The 15,905-nt window shown below is 53.6% G+C and carries 17 protein-coding genes; 9 read left to right on the top strand and 8 right to left on the bottom strand.

Translation table 11 applies throughout. The features are described 5' to 3' along the window. Positions 1-3: 3 nt before the first annotated feature. From Q1L34_RS20790 to acpH, 6 genes are all read right to left on the bottom strand, one after another. Positions 4-966: a carbohydrate kinase family protein gene (locus tag Q1L34_RS20790; RefSeq protein ID WP_327204263.1), complete on the bottom strand. Its 963-nt coding sequence runs from the start codon at positions 964-966 to the stop codon at positions 4-6. Positions 967-1,028: 62 nt separating this feature from the next. Next, entirely contained in the window at positions 1,029-2,420 is a 1,392-nt protein-coding gene (ulaA, locus tag Q1L34_RS20785; protein ID WP_004858563.1) for a PTS ascorbate transporter subunit IIC, read from the bottom strand. Positions 2,421-2,588: 168 nt separating this feature from the next. Next, positions 2,589-2,876, bottom strand: a complete 288-nt coding sequence (locus tag Q1L34_RS20780) for a PTS sugar transporter subunit IIB (RefSeq protein ID WP_004858566.1) — start codon at positions 2,874-2,876, stop codon at positions 2,589-2,591. Beyond that, positions 2,870-3,325, bottom strand: a complete 456-nt coding sequence (locus tag Q1L34_RS20775) for a PTS sugar transporter subunit IIA (protein WP_004858568.1) — start codon at positions 3,323-3,325, stop codon at positions 2,870-2,872. The genes Q1L34_RS20780 and Q1L34_RS20775 overlap by 7 nt, the downstream gene beginning before the upstream one ends. 428 nt (positions 3,326-3,753) lie before the next feature. Then, a complete protein-coding gene (locus tag Q1L34_RS20770) occupies positions 3,754-4,356 on the bottom strand; it encodes a peroxiredoxin (protein ID WP_004858569.1) in 603 nt (200 codons plus the stop codon). A gap of 169 nt (positions 4,357-4,525) precedes the next feature. After that, positions 4,526-5,107 (bottom strand): ACP phosphodiesterase, encoded by a 582-nt coding sequence (acpH, locus tag Q1L34_RS20765; protein ID WP_004858570.1) that lies wholly within the window; start codon positions 5,105-5,107, stop codon positions 4,526-4,528. A 252-nt stretch (positions 5,108-5,359) separates the two neighbouring features. Here acpH and queA point away from each other — a divergent pair, with 252 nt between their 5' ends. The 8 genes from queA to Q1L34_RS20725 all read left to right on the top strand — a co-directional run bounded on the left by queA (position 5,360) and on the right by Q1L34_RS20725 (position 13,534). After that, a complete protein-coding gene (gene queA / locus Q1L34_RS20760; RefSeq protein WP_032689270.1) occupies positions 5,360-6,430 on the top strand; it encodes a tRNA preQ1(34) S-adenosylmethionine ribosyltransferase-isomerase QueA in 1,071 nt (356 codons plus the stop codon). Positions 6,431-6,483: 53 nt separating this feature from the next. Then, on the top strand, positions 6,484-7,611 hold the full coding sequence (gene tgt / locus Q1L34_RS20755) for a tRNA guanosine(34) transglycosylase Tgt (RefSeq protein ID WP_044347607.1): 1,128 nt from the start codon (positions 6,484-6,486) through the stop codon (positions 7,609-7,611). Between the two features lie 22 nt (positions 7,612-7,633). Beyond that, positions 7,634-7,966: a preprotein translocase subunit YajC gene (gene yajC, locus Q1L34_RS20750; protein WP_004099423.1), complete on the top strand. Its 333-nt coding sequence runs from the start codon at positions 7,634-7,636 to the stop codon at positions 7,964-7,966. A gap of 25 nt (positions 7,967-7,991) precedes the next feature. Beyond that, positions 7,992-9,839 carry a protein translocase subunit SecD gene (gene secD / locus Q1L34_RS20745; RefSeq protein ID WP_015585040.1) on the top strand — a complete coding sequence of 616 codons (1,848 nt, stop codon included), beginning with the start codon at positions 7,992-7,994 and terminating at the stop codon, positions 9,837-9,839. Positions 9,840-9,849: 10 nt separating this feature from the next. Then, positions 9,850-10,821, top strand: a complete 972-nt coding sequence (gene secF, locus Q1L34_RS20740) for a protein translocase subunit SecF (protein ID WP_004858587.1) — start codon at positions 9,850-9,852, stop codon at positions 10,819-10,821. 113 nt (positions 10,822-10,934) lie between these two features. Next, positions 10,935-12,326: a M24 family metallopeptidase gene (locus Q1L34_RS20735; protein WP_327204262.1), complete on the top strand. Its 1,392-nt coding sequence runs from the start codon at positions 10,935-10,937 to the stop codon at positions 12,324-12,326. 87 nt (positions 12,327-12,413) lie between these two features. Further along, positions 12,414-12,791 carry a VOC family protein gene (locus tag Q1L34_RS20730; protein ID WP_015585038.1) on the top strand — a complete coding sequence of 126 codons (378 nt, stop codon included), beginning with the start codon at positions 12,414-12,416 and terminating at the stop codon, positions 12,789-12,791. Between the two features lie 47 nt (positions 12,792-12,838). After that, positions 12,839-13,534 carry a helix-turn-helix transcriptional regulator gene (locus Q1L34_RS20725; RefSeq protein WP_032716748.1) on the top strand — a complete coding sequence of 232 codons (696 nt, stop codon included), beginning with the start codon at positions 12,839-12,841 and terminating at the stop codon, positions 13,532-13,534. Between the two features lie 51 nt (positions 13,535-13,585). On the opposite strand, the gene Q1L34_RS20720 is transcribed toward Q1L34_RS20725, so the two are convergent. Further along, positions 13,586-14,470 (bottom strand): nucleoside-specific channel-forming protein Tsx, encoded by an 885-nt coding sequence (locus Q1L34_RS20720; protein ID WP_004858604.1) that lies wholly within the window; start codon positions 14,468-14,470, stop codon positions 13,586-13,588. A gap of 292 nt (positions 14,471-14,762) precedes the next feature. Then, positions 14,763-15,305 carry a SadB/YajI family lipoprotein gene (locus Q1L34_RS20715; protein ID WP_004858607.1) on the bottom strand — a complete coding sequence of 181 codons (543 nt, stop codon included), beginning with the start codon at positions 15,303-15,305 and terminating at the stop codon, positions 14,763-14,765. A 148-nt stretch (positions 15,306-15,453) separates the two neighbouring features. On the opposite strand from Q1L34_RS20715, the gene nrdR reads away from it, so the two are divergent. Further along, a complete protein-coding gene (gene nrdR / locus Q1L34_RS20710) occupies positions 15,454-15,903 on the top strand; it encodes a transcriptional regulator NrdR (RefSeq protein WP_004858609.1) in 450 nt (149 codons plus the stop codon). Positions 15,904-15,905 lie beyond the last annotated feature (2 nt).

Raw genomic sequence — 15,905 nt, 5'->3', positions numbered from 1 at the left:
CAATTATTCATCAAAATACTGCGTTAAGTTTCTTTCGTAGCTGTTTAATGCATTATGAACAACGGCAAGATCCGGCATGGATTCACGAACACCTTTTTTCTCAATAGAGATTGCGGCGGTCAGGCTGGCAAAAAGAATAATATTATCGATATGCCATGAATAATGAACGCCGTAAGTGAAAGCACCATGAAAAACATCGCCGGCGCCGGTCGTATCGACGGCCTGACATTGCCAGGCGGGGACAATGTGCAGCATCCCGCTCTTTAAAAAGGCACAGCCTTTTTCTCCAAGAGTAATAAAAGCCTCACCCCGGCAGATTTTATTCAGTTCGAGCAGGGCTGTTTTTAGCTCTTTCTCAGTGCTCAGCTCGCGGTAGCTCATATAGTCTCTGGCGAAATGTTCGCTGACGACGAAATAATCAGTCCAGGCCGCCAGTTTGATATTACTGGCACGTAAGGAGCCGCCATCCATGACCACGCGGGCCGCGGGGAGTTTTTTAATTAAATACTCGCTGATTTCCGCTTCATGACCATCAATTAACAGGGTCACCGGTTCTTCTGAAGCAATAAGGCGCTGTGCGAGATCGTCAAGTTTCAGTTTTTGATCGTAGGTCAACGAAGGTGGCGTTTGCATTTTACGGGTAATAATGGTTCGCGAGCCCGTTAAACGGTTAACCAGCACCGATGCCAGCGGGGTGATCATCTCATCGGAAAAGACGATGTGGCTGGTATCGACTCCGGCCTGAGCAAATTCATCGACGATACGCTGACCGTAAATATCCGCATTGAGATGACCGATGTAATAGACATCCTCGCCCCATAATCCCAGCAGCCATGCGGCATTTGCCGCCGGACCGCCGCCGCTTTCAATAAAGTCGTGGCAGAAGTTTTTGGTGTTTTCCTGCGGCCACTCATTCAGAAAGAAGAACTGATCAAAACATGAAAATCCTATGGACAATATAGCCATAACTACTCCTGATAATGTCGTCAGCTGCGGGAAGAATGCTTCCCGCAGGGAAAAATGAAACCCTATTCATTTTTCTTATTCGCCGTGAGCGCTTCGTAGCTGAGCGTATCTCCTACCACGCGCACTGAGCGGAAGCAGAAAGGCACCAGCAGAGCGATGAGCAGGGCGAGGCAAATCAAATAGATGGTTATCTGGCCAAACTGGGTAAACGCATTACCGATAATGATGCCCCATACCGCGAAATCGAAATCGGCAAAGGTGCTGTTCTCAAAGCCCAGGCTGCCTAAAGCCGGGAGCAACATCGCCGGCAGGAAGGCGAGGAAGATGCCGCCAATGAACGAGGCAATGACGCAGCCGCGCTTGCCGCCCAGCTTGTCGGCGAAGACGCCGGAGGTCCCGCCGCAGAAGAAATGCGGCACCATGCCGGGAATGATTAGCGCCATACCGAAGGCGCCCAGCAGCAGCATTCCCACCAGACCACCGATAAAGGAGCTGATAAAACCGACGACCACCGCCGTTGGACTAAACGTAAAGAATACCGCGCAGTCTACGGCCGGAATCGAATCGGGAATCAGCTTCTGGCTAATCCCCTGGAATGCCGGTACCAGATCGCCAAGGATCAGACGCACGCCGTTGTAGACGATGGCGACGCCGACGGCAAACTGCAGCCCGGTCAGGATAGAGAAGATCAGCATGTTCTGATCCGTGATTGTCCGCAGGTATTCGGTGCCGGCCACGGCGCTACAGACAAAGTAGATAACGAACATCACGATCCCGGTAGTGACCGTGGTATCGCGCAGAAAGCCCCATTTTTCAGAGATTTCGGTATCGGCGAAAGAGTTCGCCGGGTTGCCGGTTTTGCTGGCGATCCACGCCGAGATGTAATACCCCAGAGAGCCAAAATGCCCCATCGCAATGCCGCCATCTTCGGTGACCTGCTTGGTATAGCGCTGACCGATTGCCGGGGAGATCGCCGACCAGGAGCCGAGTAAGAACCCGCCAATCAGTACCAGCATCCAGCCGCGGAATTCTGCCGCCTGCAGTACCGCAGAGAACAGACAGGCGAGGAAGAATGAGTGGTGACCGGTAAGGAAGATATATTTATACTTAGTGCAGCGAGCAATAAGCAGGTTAAAAATAAAACCTAACAGCAATATACTCATGGTTTCAACACCCAGTACCTTCTGGGCGACGGAAACAATAGCCTCGTTGTTAGGAATAACGCCACGAATATTAAATCCGGCTTCGATAATTCCGCCGAGCGGATTGAGGTTGGCAACGATAACCCCTGCACCGGCGCTGAGCATTAAATAACCGAGGATGGGCTTTAAGGTACCGGTGAGAAGTTTATTTCCGGGGGAGCGCAGTGCCACTAAACCGACAAATGCGATAATCCCCATCAGAAATGCGGGTTGGCTGAATATTTCTGATAAGAATGTAAGTATAGCCTGCATGATCGTATCCTTAGAGCCTATCCCATTAGGCTATTTTATTTGCCATTTTGGCCCTGGGCAGTGCTCAAAATCCTCACGTACTGCGTGTACGCTCCGGTTTTTCCGCGCTGTCCGTGTCCAAACTGGCTGCAACAATGTACGCCTGCTGGGGTAGGCTCTTAATAATGATTAAGAATGAGTTGCAGCAATTTTTGTCAGAGCGTCGGTAATATCTTCAGCAATTTTTGCTTTATGTACATAGCTGCGAATAATGGCGACCTGACAATGCGCAGGGAACTGATTGGCTAATTCTTTGATGGTGATATAGAGATCGGCTTTCTCTCCGACGGCATTAGCAAAATCAACAGAGGCGACGTCAGCTTTGATCCCTAATTCATCACATATTTTTTTGACATTGCTTGCGGCCATTAATGAACTGCCAATCCCGTTACCACAAACTGTTCTGATAACTAACATAATGACGACTCCATTTTATTGTGGATGAAATTGAATACGGCATTGATGTCATGCTCTTCGCGAAGGAACGACACAATATCTGATTCAATCAGTGTGGCGATTATCTGGATCATTTTTATATGGTTATCGGCGTCGGCGCCGGCGATACCGATAATGACGCTCACCGGGTCAAACTCTTCGTGACCAAAGTGAAGCGGCTGGCGGGTGGTGATTAAAGAAAAGCCGGTGCGGATGGCCCCCTTTTCGGGGCGCGCGTGGGGCATCGCCAGGCCGCTATCAATAACAATGGCGGGACCAAAATCCTTATAGACGTCGAGCATCGCGGTGATGTATTCGGGGCGACAAATTTGCTGGCGGGCAAGTAGCGTCCCGGATAATTCGATAGCCTGACTGGCGCTGGTAATGTTCTGATCAAGTGCGATTAACCGGCGATCAAAAATGATTTCCATAATCCAATCCTTAACGCATTTATTTTCTGAGTTAAATCATGACGAAATAGAACACAGGAAATCATGGTTCAGATCACATTTGAATTTTTAAACCTTGAAGTTGATCACAGCGAAATGATTTTTGCGTTATTTTTTTAGGGAAAATAACATTTATTATTATGTTAATTATCAATTAGTTATAATTTTGTATTCAATTATTGAAATAATATCAGGTGGGAAAGATTAAAAATAAGAGCGATTTATTTTTTAGAAGTGTTTTGCGTATCACAAATATCATGGCAGTTTTTTATCAAAGTTTGAGTTTGCTAACAAAAAAAGCCATCTGAAAAGCATGAGGGAGCGGCGACTGCGCGATAGAGCGCAAAATGTGCTGCGGCAGGAGATAAAAAAGGCCCGCATGCGCGAGCCTTTTTCTGAACATGGGCCGATTACAGGCTGGACACGTTCTCGGTCAGGTATTTAGCTACGCCTTCCGGAGAAGCGGCCATACCTTCTTTTCCTTTTTCCCACTGTGCCGGGCAAACTTCACCGTGCTCTTCGTGGAACTGCAGCGCGTCAACCATACGCAGCATTTCGTCGATGTTACGACCCAGCGGCAGGTCGTTAACCACCTGGTGGCGAACTACGCCGTTAGCGTCGATCAGGAACGAGCCGCGCAGCGCCACGCCTTCGTCCGGGTGTTCAATACCGTAAGCTTTCTGGATTTCACGTTTGATATCAGCAACCATCGCGTATTTAACCGGACCGATACCGCCCTGGTCTACCGGGGTGTTACGCCATGCGTTGTGAACGAATTCAGAGTCGAAGGAGACGCCAACGACTTCTACGCCGCGCTTCTGGAATTCTTCATAACGTTTGTCAAAAGCGATCAGCTCAGACGGGCAAACGAAGGTGAAGTCCATCGGCCAGAAGAACAGGACGGTTGCTTTACCGTTGGTGTGTTGTTTGAAGTTGAATTTCTCAACGATTTCGCCGTTACCTAAAACAGCTGCTGCGGTAAAATCCGGAGCCTGACGAGTGACCAGAACCATATGATTCTCCTGTTAATAATAAGGTTAATTGGAACGCAACGCGGGCAAGTATAGGGACAGGTTCATGCGAACTCAACGTGACGTTGACAATCAATGAGATAGGTTTTGCCTATCAATTTATATCGGAAAACGGTGTTCAGAATAGCCTTTCTGTGAGAAAGCGCAATCTTTATAGTTCGCGCCTGGTGGCCTGCGCCATCATTCGCGGATAAAAATGCCAGAACTGCTGCTCGAGTTTATCGTAGTGCGTATCCAGATCCTGCCAGGAGTCGCGCAGGGCATCAAGGCGCGGACGACGGCTGGCCATGCCGTTGAGGACGCGCTGAATAAAGTCCATATCTTCATAGCGTTCAAGCCAGCGCTCCGACCACAAATAGGCATTGAGATTCACGAAGCGCGGCGGCGAATCGGGTAATACCGGCGTGACCTGTGCCTGGGCATAGCGGACAAACTCGTTGAGCGGCATATCAGGTGAAATACGCGCCCAGTGATGCGACAGGAAGTGATCCCACATCACATCCAGCGTAATGGGCGCCACGCGGCGGGTCTGCGGGCGAAACCAGTCGCGCGCTGCTTTGACTTCCGGCAGATTATCGGTCATGACATCGATGCGCCGGTGCATAAAAATACCGTCGACAATGTCAGCCGGGTAGTCCGCCTGGGGATTGCCGCGAACGAAATCTGCCAGAAGATTGCCGGGCAGGGAGCTGTCGGCGAGATGGGCTAAGTGCAGGTGTGCAAGAAAATTCATATACCTTTTATCCTTCAAACTGCCTCTTTATTGGCTTCAGCTTCCCGGCTCATCTTTGAGCCTCGTCCTCTCGGACCGCCACTCCGCGGCGTTCAAATCTGTTCCTGACGAATTTGTCATTCAGCTGCCGCGTCGATGCATCTTGAATGGTTTTGTGTATAGATTATGTTATTCGTCCAGAGGGGTAAAGGTTGCAGGGAGGACGCCCCGGCACTAGACTACCCGCCTCTTTATTTAGTCTGAGCCACCGTCATGCGCGTTACCGATTTTTCCTTTGAACTGCCCGAATCCCTGATTGCCCACTACCCGCAGCCGGAGCGCAGTCGCTGTCGCCTGCTGTCGTTAGACGGTCCGACGGGAGCGCTGACGCATGGGACTTTCACCGATTTACTCGACAAACTTAACCCGGGCGATCTGCTGGTCTTTAACAATACCCGGGTGATCCCGGCGCGCCTGTTCGGCCGAAAAGCCAGCGGCGGCAAGATTGAAGTGCTGGTCGAGCGCATGCTGGATGACAAACGTATTCTGGCGCACATTCGCGCATCTAAAGCACCGAAGCCGGGCGCCGAGCTGCTGCTGGGCGATGATGAAAGCATCAACGCCACGATGGTGGCACGTCACGACGCGCTGTTTGAAGTCGAATTTAACGATGAACGTCCGGTACTGGATATCCTCAACAGCATCGGCCATATGCCGCTGCCGCCGTATATCGATCGTCCGGACGAAGACGCCGACCGCGAACTGTATCAAACCGTCTACAGCACCAGGCCGGGGGCCGTGGCCGCGCCGACCGCAGGCCTGCACTTTGACGATATGATGCTGGAGAAGCTGCGCGAGAAAGGGATTGAAATGGCGTTTGTGACGCTGCACGTTGGCGCGGGGACATTCCAGCCGGTGCGCGTGGAGACCATTGAAGATCACATCATGCACTCCGAGTACGCCGAAGTGCCGCAGGAGGTCGTTGATGCGGTGCTGGCGGCGAAAGCGCGCGGCAACCGGGTCATCGCGGTAGGCACCACCTCCGTCCGTTCGCTGGAGAGCGCGGCGCAGGCGGCGAAAAACGACCTGATTGAGCCGTTTTTCGGCGACACGCAGATTTTTATCTATCAGGGGTATCAGTACAAAGCGGTTGATGCGCTGGTGACCAACTTCCATCTCCCTGAATCAACTCTGATTATGCTGGTTTCCGCCTTTGCTGGCTATCAGCACACCATGAATGCCTACAAGGCTGCGGTAGAACAAAAATATCGCTTTTTTAGCTACGGGGACGCGATGTTTATCACGTACAATCCGCAGGCTATTTTTGAGCGTGTCGGGGAATAACTCCGCGACATGAGTGTTTAACGTCAGACTGTTTTTCTGACGCAGGAGTTAAAATGAAATTTGAACTGGATACCACCGACGGACGCGCCCGCCGCGGCCGCCTGGTGTTTGATCGCGGCGTGGTTGAAACGCCAGCCTTTATGCCCGTTGGTACCTACGGCACCGTAAAAGGGATGACGCCGGAAGAAGTTGAAGCCACCGGCGCGCAAATTATCCTCGGCAATACGTTCCACCTGTGGTTACGTCCGGGCCAGGAAATCATGAAGCTGCACGGCGACCTGCATGATTTTATGCAGTGGAAAGGGCCTATCCTGACCGATTCCGGCGGCTTCCAGGTGTTCAGCCTCGGCGATATCCGCAAAATTACCGAGCAGGGCGTCCACTTCCGCAACCCGATTAACGGCGACCCCATTTTCCTCGATCCGGAAAAATCGATGGAGATTCAGTACGATCTCGGTTCCGATATCGTGATGATCTTCGACGAATGTACGCCGTATCCGGCGGACTGGGATTACGCTAAGCGCTCGATGGAAATGTCGCTGCGCTGGGCGCAGCGCAGCCGCGACCGTTTTGACTCTCTTGGCAATAAAAATGCGCTGTTCGGCATTATCCAGGGCAGCGTTTACGAAGATTTACGTGATATCTCCGTTAAAGGTCTGGTAGATATCGGCTTTGATGGCTACGCTGTCGGCGGTTTGGCTGTCGGTGAGCCGAAGGAAGACATGCACCGTATCCTGGAGCACGTTTGCCCGCAGATCCCGGCCGACAAACCGCGCTATCTGATGGGCGTCGGCAAGCCAGAAGATCTGGTTGAAGGGGTGCGTCGCGGTATCGACATGTTCGACTGCGTCATGCCAACGCGCAACGCGCGTAACGGCCACCTGTTCGTCACCGATGGCGTGGTGAAGATTCGTAATGCGAAGCATAAAAGCGACACCGCGCCGCTGGATGCCGAGTGTGATTGCTATACATGTCGCAATTATTCACGCGCTTACTTGCATCATCTCGATCGTTGCAACGAAATATTGGGCGCGCGCCTCAATACCATTCATAACCTTCGCTACTATCAGCGTTTAATGGCTGGTTTACGTAAGGCTATCGAAGAGGGTAAATTAGAGGGCTTCGTGGCCGATTTTTACCAACGTCAGGGGCGACCTGTTCCTCCTTTGAACGTTGATTAATTTTAATAATGAGGGAATTTGAATGAGCTTTTTTATTTCTGATGCGGTAGCAGCAACCGGTGGCGCGGCGCAGGGTAGCCCGATGTCTCTGATTCTGATGCTGGTGGTGTTCGGTCTGATTTTCTACTTCATGATCCTGCGCCCACAGCAGAAGCGCACCAAAGAACATAAAAATCTGATGAACTCTATCGCCAAAGGCGATGAAGTGCTGACGAATGGCGGCCTGGTAGGTCGCGTCACGAAAGTGGCTGAAAGCGGATACATTGCTATCGCGCTGAACGATACCACTGAAGTGGTTATCAAACGTGACTTCGTCGCTGCCGTTCTGCCGAAAGGCACCATGAAGGCACTGTAATCCACTTTTCCCTAAGGGAACTGCCGTGTTAAACCGTTATCCTTTGTGGAAGTACATCATGCTGGTCGTCGTCATTATCGTCGGCCTGATGTATGCGCTCCCCAACCTGTATGGTGAGGATCCGGCCGTTCAAATCACTGGCGCGCGCGGTGTCGCCGCCAGTGAGCAAACGCTGATCCAGGTCCAGAAAACGTTACAAGAAGAAAAAATTACCGCTAAGTCTGTGGCACTGGAAGAGGGCGCAATCCTTGCGCGCTTCGACACCACCGATGTCCAGCTGCGCGCACGTGAAGTGCTGGTGGACGTGTTAGGTGATAAATACGTCGTGGCGCTGAACTTAGCTCCGGCGACTCCTCGCTGGTTAGCGGCTATCCATGCCGAGCCGATGAAGCTGGGTCTTGACCTGCGCGGCGGCGTACACTTCCTGATGGAAGTGGATATGGACACCGCGCTGGGAAAACTGCAGGAACAAAATATCGACAGCCTGCGCAGCGAGCTGCGTGAAAAAGGCATCCCTTACTCCACCGTGCGTAAGGAAGACAATTATGGTCTGAGCATCGCTTTTCGCGATAGCGCCGCACGCGATCAGGCCATCTCCTGGCTGAGCCCGCGTCACCGCGATCTGGTTATCTCCACGCAGGGCGCTACTGGCCTGAAAGCGGTGATGACCGATGAGCGCCTGAAAGAAGCCCGCGAATACGCCGTGCAGCAGAACATCAACATTCTGCGTAACCGTGTTAACCAACTGGGTGTTGCCGAGCCGCTGGTACAGCGTCAGGGCGCCGACCGTATCGTGGTTGAACTGCCGGGTATTCAGGATACCGCTCGGGCGAAAGAAATTCTTGGCGCTACGGCGACGCTGGAATTCCGTCTGGTTAACAGCAACGTTGACAGCGCCGCAGCCGCTTCCGGTCGTGTCCCTGGCGACTCTGAAGTGAAAGATACCCGTGAAGGTCGGCCGGTTGTGCTGTACAAGCGCGTGATTCTGACCGGTGACCATATCACCGACTCCACTTCCAGCATGGACGAGTTCAACCAGCCGCAGGTTAACATCTCGCTGGACAGCGCCGGCGGCAACATCATGTCTAACTTCACCAAGGACAACATCGGCAAACCGATGGCGACCCTGTTCGTGGAGTACAAAGACAGCGGTAAGAAAGATGCCAACGGTCGTGCCATTCTGGTGAAAGAGGAAGAGGTGATTAACATCGCCAACATCCAGTCTCGCTTGGGTAACAGCTTCCGTATTACCGGTATCAGCAACCCAAATGAAGCGCGTCAGCTCTCTCTGCTGCTGCGTGCGGGTGCGCTGATTGCGCCGATTCAGATCGTTGAAGAACGTACCATCGGCCCGACTCTGGGTATGCAGAACATCAAGCAGGGTCTGGAAGCGTGTCTGGCCGGTCTGGTGGTGTCTATCCTGTTCATGATTTTCTTCTATAAGAAATTCGGTCTGATCGCGACCTCTGCGCTGGTGGCTAACCTGGTGCTGATCGTCGGTATCATGTCCCTGCTTCCTGGGGCCACGCTGAGTATGCCGGGGATTGCGGGTATCGTGTTAACCCTTGCGGTAGCGGTCGATGCTAACGTACTGATCAACGAACGTATTAAAGAAGAGTTGAGCAACGGACGTTCCGTTCAGCAGGCGATTGATGAAGGTTACCGGGGCGCATTCAGCTCGATCTTCGATGCGAACATTACGACGTTGATCAAAGTTATCATCCTGTACGCGGTCGGTACCGGTGCAATTAAAGGGTTTGCGATTACTACCGGTATCGGTGTGGCAACCTCGATGTTTACCGCTATCGTCGGCACCCGTGCCATCGTGAACCTGCTGTACGGCGGCAAGCGCGTTAAAAAGCTGTCTATCTGAGGAGTGCGTTGTGGCACAGGAATATACTGTTGAACAATTGAACCACGGCCGTAAAGTCTATGACTTTATGCGCTGGGACTACTGGGCTTTCGGCATTTCAGGTTTTCTGCTGATTGCCGCCATTGTCGTGATGGGCGTGCGCGGTTTTAACTGGGGTCTGGATTTCACCGGCGGTACGGTGATCGAAATTACCCTCGAAAAACCGGCCGAACTGGACCAGATGCGCCAGGCGCTGCAGAAGGCGGGCTTTGAAGAGCCGCAGGTGCAGAACTTCGGCAGCAGCCGCGACATTATGGTACGTATGCCGCCGGTACATGATGCCAACATCAGTCAGGAGCTGGGCAGCAAGGTCGTTAACGTGATTAACGAATCGACCAGCCAGTCCGCGACGGTTAAGCGAATCGAGTTCGTGGGGCCGAGCGTCGGGGCTGACCTGGCGCAAAGCGGCGCGCTGGCGCTGCTGGCGGCATTAATCTGTATCCTGGTGTACGTTGGTTTCCGTTTCGAGTGGCGTCTTGCCGCCGGGGTCGTTATCGCTCTGGCGCACGACGTGGTCATTACGATGGGCATCCTCTCGCTGTTCCATATCGAGATTGACCTGACTATCGTCGCCTCGCTGATGTCGGTTATCGGCTACTCGCTGAACGACAGCATCGTGGTATCTGACCGTATCCGTGAAAACTTCCGTAAGATCCGCCGCGGTACGCCGTATGAGATCTTCAACGTGTCGTTGACCCAGACGCTGCATCGTACCTTGATCACCTCCGGAACCACGTTGGTGGTGATCCTGATGCTGTATCTCTTTGGTGGCCCGGTTCTGGAAGGCTTCTCGCTGACCATGCTGATCGGTGTCTCCATCGGTACGGCCTCGTCTATCTACGTGGCGTCCGCACTGGCGCTGAAGCTGGGCATGAAGCGTGAGCATATGCTGCAGCAGAAGGTAGAAAAAGAAGGGGCGGATCAGCCGTCAATTCTGCCGTAAATCCGGCGCGTTCCGATAAAGCAATCCCGGTCGCAAGGCCGGGATTTTTTTATTACAGCCCGGCCAAATTTCGCTACTCTCCACTCATTAGCTTAATGAGATGGAGATCCCCCATGTCCGCCATAGTCCTTTCTGCCGTCGCCGAACCCACCGTCTGGCACGATGTGCCTTCCGTTACGCTCAGCGATCAAACGCTACGCCAGCGTAAAGCCAGGGTACTTGCGCAAATGCGCCGGCATGACTACGACACGCTGATCGTGTATGCCGATAAAGAGCACGGCGGAAACTTCGAATATCTCACCGGCTTTATCCCTCGTTTTGAAGAAGCATTGCTGGTACTGCATCGCGAAGGGGAGGCGGTGCTGGTGCTGGGCAATGAAAACCTCAAGCTGGCGGCCTTTGCCCGGCTGGAAAACCGGGTGATCCATGCGCCGTGGTTCTCGTTGCCGAATCAACCCATGAGCAATGAAAAGAGTCTGCCTCAGCTGCTGCAGGATGCCGGTATTAGCAGCGGGAAAACGCTGGGCCTGGTAGGCTGGAAGCTATTCACCGGCAGCGCTGACGACCGTTCACAGATGTTCGATCTGCCTGCTTTTATCGTTGACGCCATTCGGCAGGCTGCAGGGCCGCAGGCGGTTGTGGTCAATGCCACGGCAATATTTATCGCGCCAGATGGCGGAGTGAGAACGGTAAATTCAGCCAATGAGCTGGCGCATTATGAATATGGCGCCAACCTGGCGTCGACGGCGATCCTCACGGCTTTGAATGCCATCGAGCCGGGGAAAACGGAAAAACAGATCGGCGCGCTGCTGGCAGCAGAAGGCCAGCCCAACAGCGTGGTGATGATTGCCGCTACCGGCGATCGTTTCGCCGATGCCCGTCTCTATCCTGGCGATAAGGTTATCCGTCGCGGCGATAAGTTTTCGCTCACTACCGGGTTTAAAGGCGGCTTAAGCAGCCGGGCAGCCTATGTAGTCGGCGATGAAACGGAGCTGGCGCCGGAGGTGGCGGACTACCTCGATGTGGTGGCGAAGCCCTATTTCCGGGCGGTAGTCAGCTGGCTGGAGAACCTGCGTATCGGTATGCGCGGCGGTGAGATGTATGATCTTATCGAGCGGGTGTTACCGAAAGCAGAGTATCACTGGCATTTGAACCCCGGCCATCTGGTCGCCGACGAAGAGTGGCTGTGTTCTCCTGTAGGGCCGGACTCTCAGGCCAGTATCCGCAGCGGCATGCTGCTGCAAATCGATATTATCCCCTCACGGGCGGGCTATGCCGGGGCCAGTATTGAAGATACCGTAGCGGTTGCGGATGAGGCGCTACGTGAGGAGCTGGCGGAGAACTGGCCGGCTCTCTGGCAGCGCATCGTTACCCGGCGGGCCTATATTCGCCAGCAGCTGGGGATTGTCCTGCCGGAGGAGGTCCTGCCGCTATCGAATACCGTTGGCTATTTACGTCCCTGGCTGCTGGATAAGCAGCGGGCCCTGGTTTGCTCGGCGGGTTAATCGCAGACGGCGATCGCTCCTGACAGTACGCTGTCAGGAGCCCTGCCATACACTCCTCCTGAACCCAAACAATGGACAGGAGGATGTATGAACAACGTAATTAACTGGTTTGAAATTCCGGTCGCCGACATGGATCGTGCCGTGGCGTTTTACGAGCCGGTGCTGCAGGTGACGCTGCGTCGGGAAAATATGGATTGTGCCGAAATGGCCGTTTTTCCGTATCAGGATCCGGCCCCCGGCGGCGCGCTGGCGAAGTTTGACGGGGTTAAACCTGCCGATCAGGGATGTATTATCTATCTTCATACTGACAATCTGGCCGCCACGCTCGACCGCGTGAATTCCGCTGGCGGGAGCTGCGTCTTTGGCCCGCTTGAGCTGTCGAACGATATTGGCACCATCGCGCTGTTTATGGATAGCGAAGGTAACCGGATTGGCCTCCATCAACCTAAATACCTGTCCCATTAATGCGTTTGACGCCTGCGGGACGGGCCTGACCATGAGATAAGCTAAAAATGAGCCGACGCGCCGACCGCCTTTTTCAAATCGTGCAGATCCTGCGGGGGAGAAGATTAACCACCGCCGGACTGCTGGCGGAGCGGCTCGGCGTATCGGAGCGCACCATCTACCGGGATATCCGCGACCTGTCGCTCTCCGGCGTGCCGGTGGAGGGTGAGGCCGGAAGCGGATATCGCCTGCTGGCAGGCTACAGCTTACCGCCTCTGATGCTGACGACCCAGGAGTCGGAAGCGCTGGTGGCCGCGATTCGGCTGCTGCAAACCTGGGGGGGCGAATCGCTGTCCCAGGCACTGGAGTCGGCTCGGGAAAAGATGCTCGCGATTTTACCTGAGGAGAGTCGGCGTAAGGCCGAACAATCGCGGCTATTTGCGCCGGATTTTGGCGCCCAGGGCTACAGTAAGGCACAGTTTGATCTGGTGCATCGGGCGGTTTCCGGTCAGCGGGTGCTGGCGCTGCACTACCGCGACGAAGCGGGAAAGGTGTCGCAGCGCGAAGTGCTGCCGCTGGGGCTCTTTTTCTGGGGCGAACGCTGGCTGCTGGTGAGCTGGTGCGAGCTCCGCGACGATTACCGCTGCTTTCGTCTCGATCGCTGCCTGGACGTGGCTGCTACCGGGCGCCTTTTCAGCGAGCGGGCCGACCGTTCATTGAGTGATTTTCTGCGTAAGGTGAGGTGCGAGGAGCGTGAGCCATAATGCGCGTCAATCGATATCCCCGGCGCAGAGGCCGGGGACCATCAGGCAGGATTAGAAGTTGTAACCCACCACGAAGTAACCACCCCAGCCGGTAGAGCGTACGTTGAAGTCGCCATCGCCGAAGTTGAGCTTCGCATCATCGGCCCACTGACCGCCGTTATGCCAGTAACGGGCCACAACGGAGTAGTGCCAGTGCGCGTAGTTCAGCGCCAGGATGTGGCTGGAGGCGATGGAGTTGCTGGTGCGCGCGTGCTTGCCGTTCATGTCATAGAAGTTGTCATCGCCCAGATCGGAACCCCAGTCAAAGTTGGTGAAGCCGATGTAGCTCAGCGAGCCGCCCCACAGGTCGGTCAGCGGGACAAAGTATTTCACTTTGAAACGGTAGCCGTCCCATTCGTTTTCGTTGGATGCGCCATAGTTCTGCCACTGATATTTCGCATAGACGTTCAGAGACAGGCTCATCGGCAGACCGGTATCGATATCGGTACCCAGACCCATATACCAGGTGCTCTGCTCCTGAGAATCGTTACGACCCATATCGTAGATATAGTTGTTCGCGAAATACCACTCTTTGAACGGGCCGAAGCTGAGATCGGTGTTGGTCAGCTTATCGATAGAGAAACGCGGTTCGATTTCCATAAACAGCGGAGAACCGTTGTTCCAGATACCTTTTGCCGTGCTGTTGCCGCCAAAGAACACCGGCGCATCGATATAGCCATAGAAATCAAACCAGTCTTTTTTAGCAAACGCTTCGTATTCCAGATAGGTATCGTTACGGATTTGCGGTCCAAAACGGGTGTGGTAGCTACCCACCACGTTTACACTCTGGTGCCACCAATCAGACAGGTACTGCGGTTTTTCGTTTTCTGCCGCGCCAGCAGTGAACGATGTGGACAGCGCCAGTACGGCGCCTGCTGCCAGTAATGTTTTTTTCATAATGATGCCACTGTTTAAATTAAGCCAAAAGGCGTTAAGAACGTTGCCGAAGCGTTTCTAAATATTTCGTCTTTCTGTGGGGGTCTATTATAGAAATCATTGCTCACAAAAATACGTGTTGTTTCACATAACGTAAACATACGTAATCGATTGCGTTCACGATTCTATGCATTTCCTGACAGAATGCCACTGAAATTCATCCATACAGTCAATTTTTACTGAACTGTTTAGAAAAATTGTAAATGGATTTCTGGACGGGGGCCCGGGTGTCGGCGACACCCGGTGAAGGGGATTATTGTGCGGTGGCGGGCTGGATATCGTGAATGCGCAGGAAGCCGAGCTGCTCCGGCGTGATGCCGTTCAGACGTAGCGGAATATCAACGTCGCTCGGCGCCAGGATGCTGGCGGGGGCGCTAATCAACCGATCGTGCACGTTAACTTCCTGATAATTCTGCGTGGTGCCGCTGATTTGCCCCCAGGCAACGGTGGCGCTAAACGCCGGTAGCGGGTCGTTTGATTCCCCCTGAATACGCAGCGTCAGGCGGGTACCGTCGGCGTCGGCGGCAATATCACGCAGCGACATACGCAATGTGCCGATTTGGCTTTCGAGGCGCGCCGGAGTCCTGGCGCCGGGCAAAAGATAAACGCCGCTGGTGGATTTCGCATTCAGAGCGTTTTGCTGGCTAATTTTCACCGTCTGCTGATTAAGCTGAGTCATCTCTTTGCTCAAGGTGCTTACGCTTTCATGCATTTGACGGACTTCGCTTTGCTGAGCGCAGGCGCTGAGTGTGAACAGCGTGGTCAGCATCGCCAGCTTCAAATAACGTCTTGTCATGGTCATGGATTCCGTTTTCAGGGGATACTTTATGGTAGATCGTCTCCGTCCACGAGCCATAGATCCTTTGTCTCAAAAGCTCTTTCTTTGTTGTCGGGGCACTTCGCGGTAAACTACCCGTCAGTTTAACTTCCTGTCAGGACGCGCTATGCATTGCCCTTTCTGTTTCGCCGTAGATACCAAAGTGATCGACTCTCGTCTGGTGGGTGAGGGCTCTTCTGTGCGTCGTCGTCGGCAGTGCCTGGTTTGTAACGAACGTTTCACCACCTTCGAGGTGGCAGAGCTGGTGATGCCGCGTGTGGTCAAGAGCAACGATGTGCGGGAGCCCTTCAATGAAGATAAGCTGCGCAGCGGAATGCTGAAAGCGTTGGAAAAACGGCCGGTCAGCGCCGATGATGTGGAAATGGCGCTCAATCATATCAAAACCCATTTACGCGGTACCGGCGAGCGCGAAGTCCCGAGCAAAATGATCGGCAACCTGGTGATGGAGCAGCTGAAAAAGCTCGATAAAGTTGCCTATATCCGCTTTGCTTCCGTCTATCGCAGTTTTGAAGATATCAAAGAGTTCGGCGAAGAGATCGCCCGCTTACAGGACTAAGC

Source organism: Klebsiella ornithinolytica (assembly GCF_030505655.1).
In the GTDB taxonomy this organism is placed as follows: Bacteria; Pseudomonadota; Gammaproteobacteria; order Enterobacterales; family Enterobacteriaceae; genus Klebsiella; species Klebsiella ornithinolytica.
Note: the sequence above shows the minus strand (reverse complement) of the source record. Positions and strands in the feature narration are given on the sequence as shown.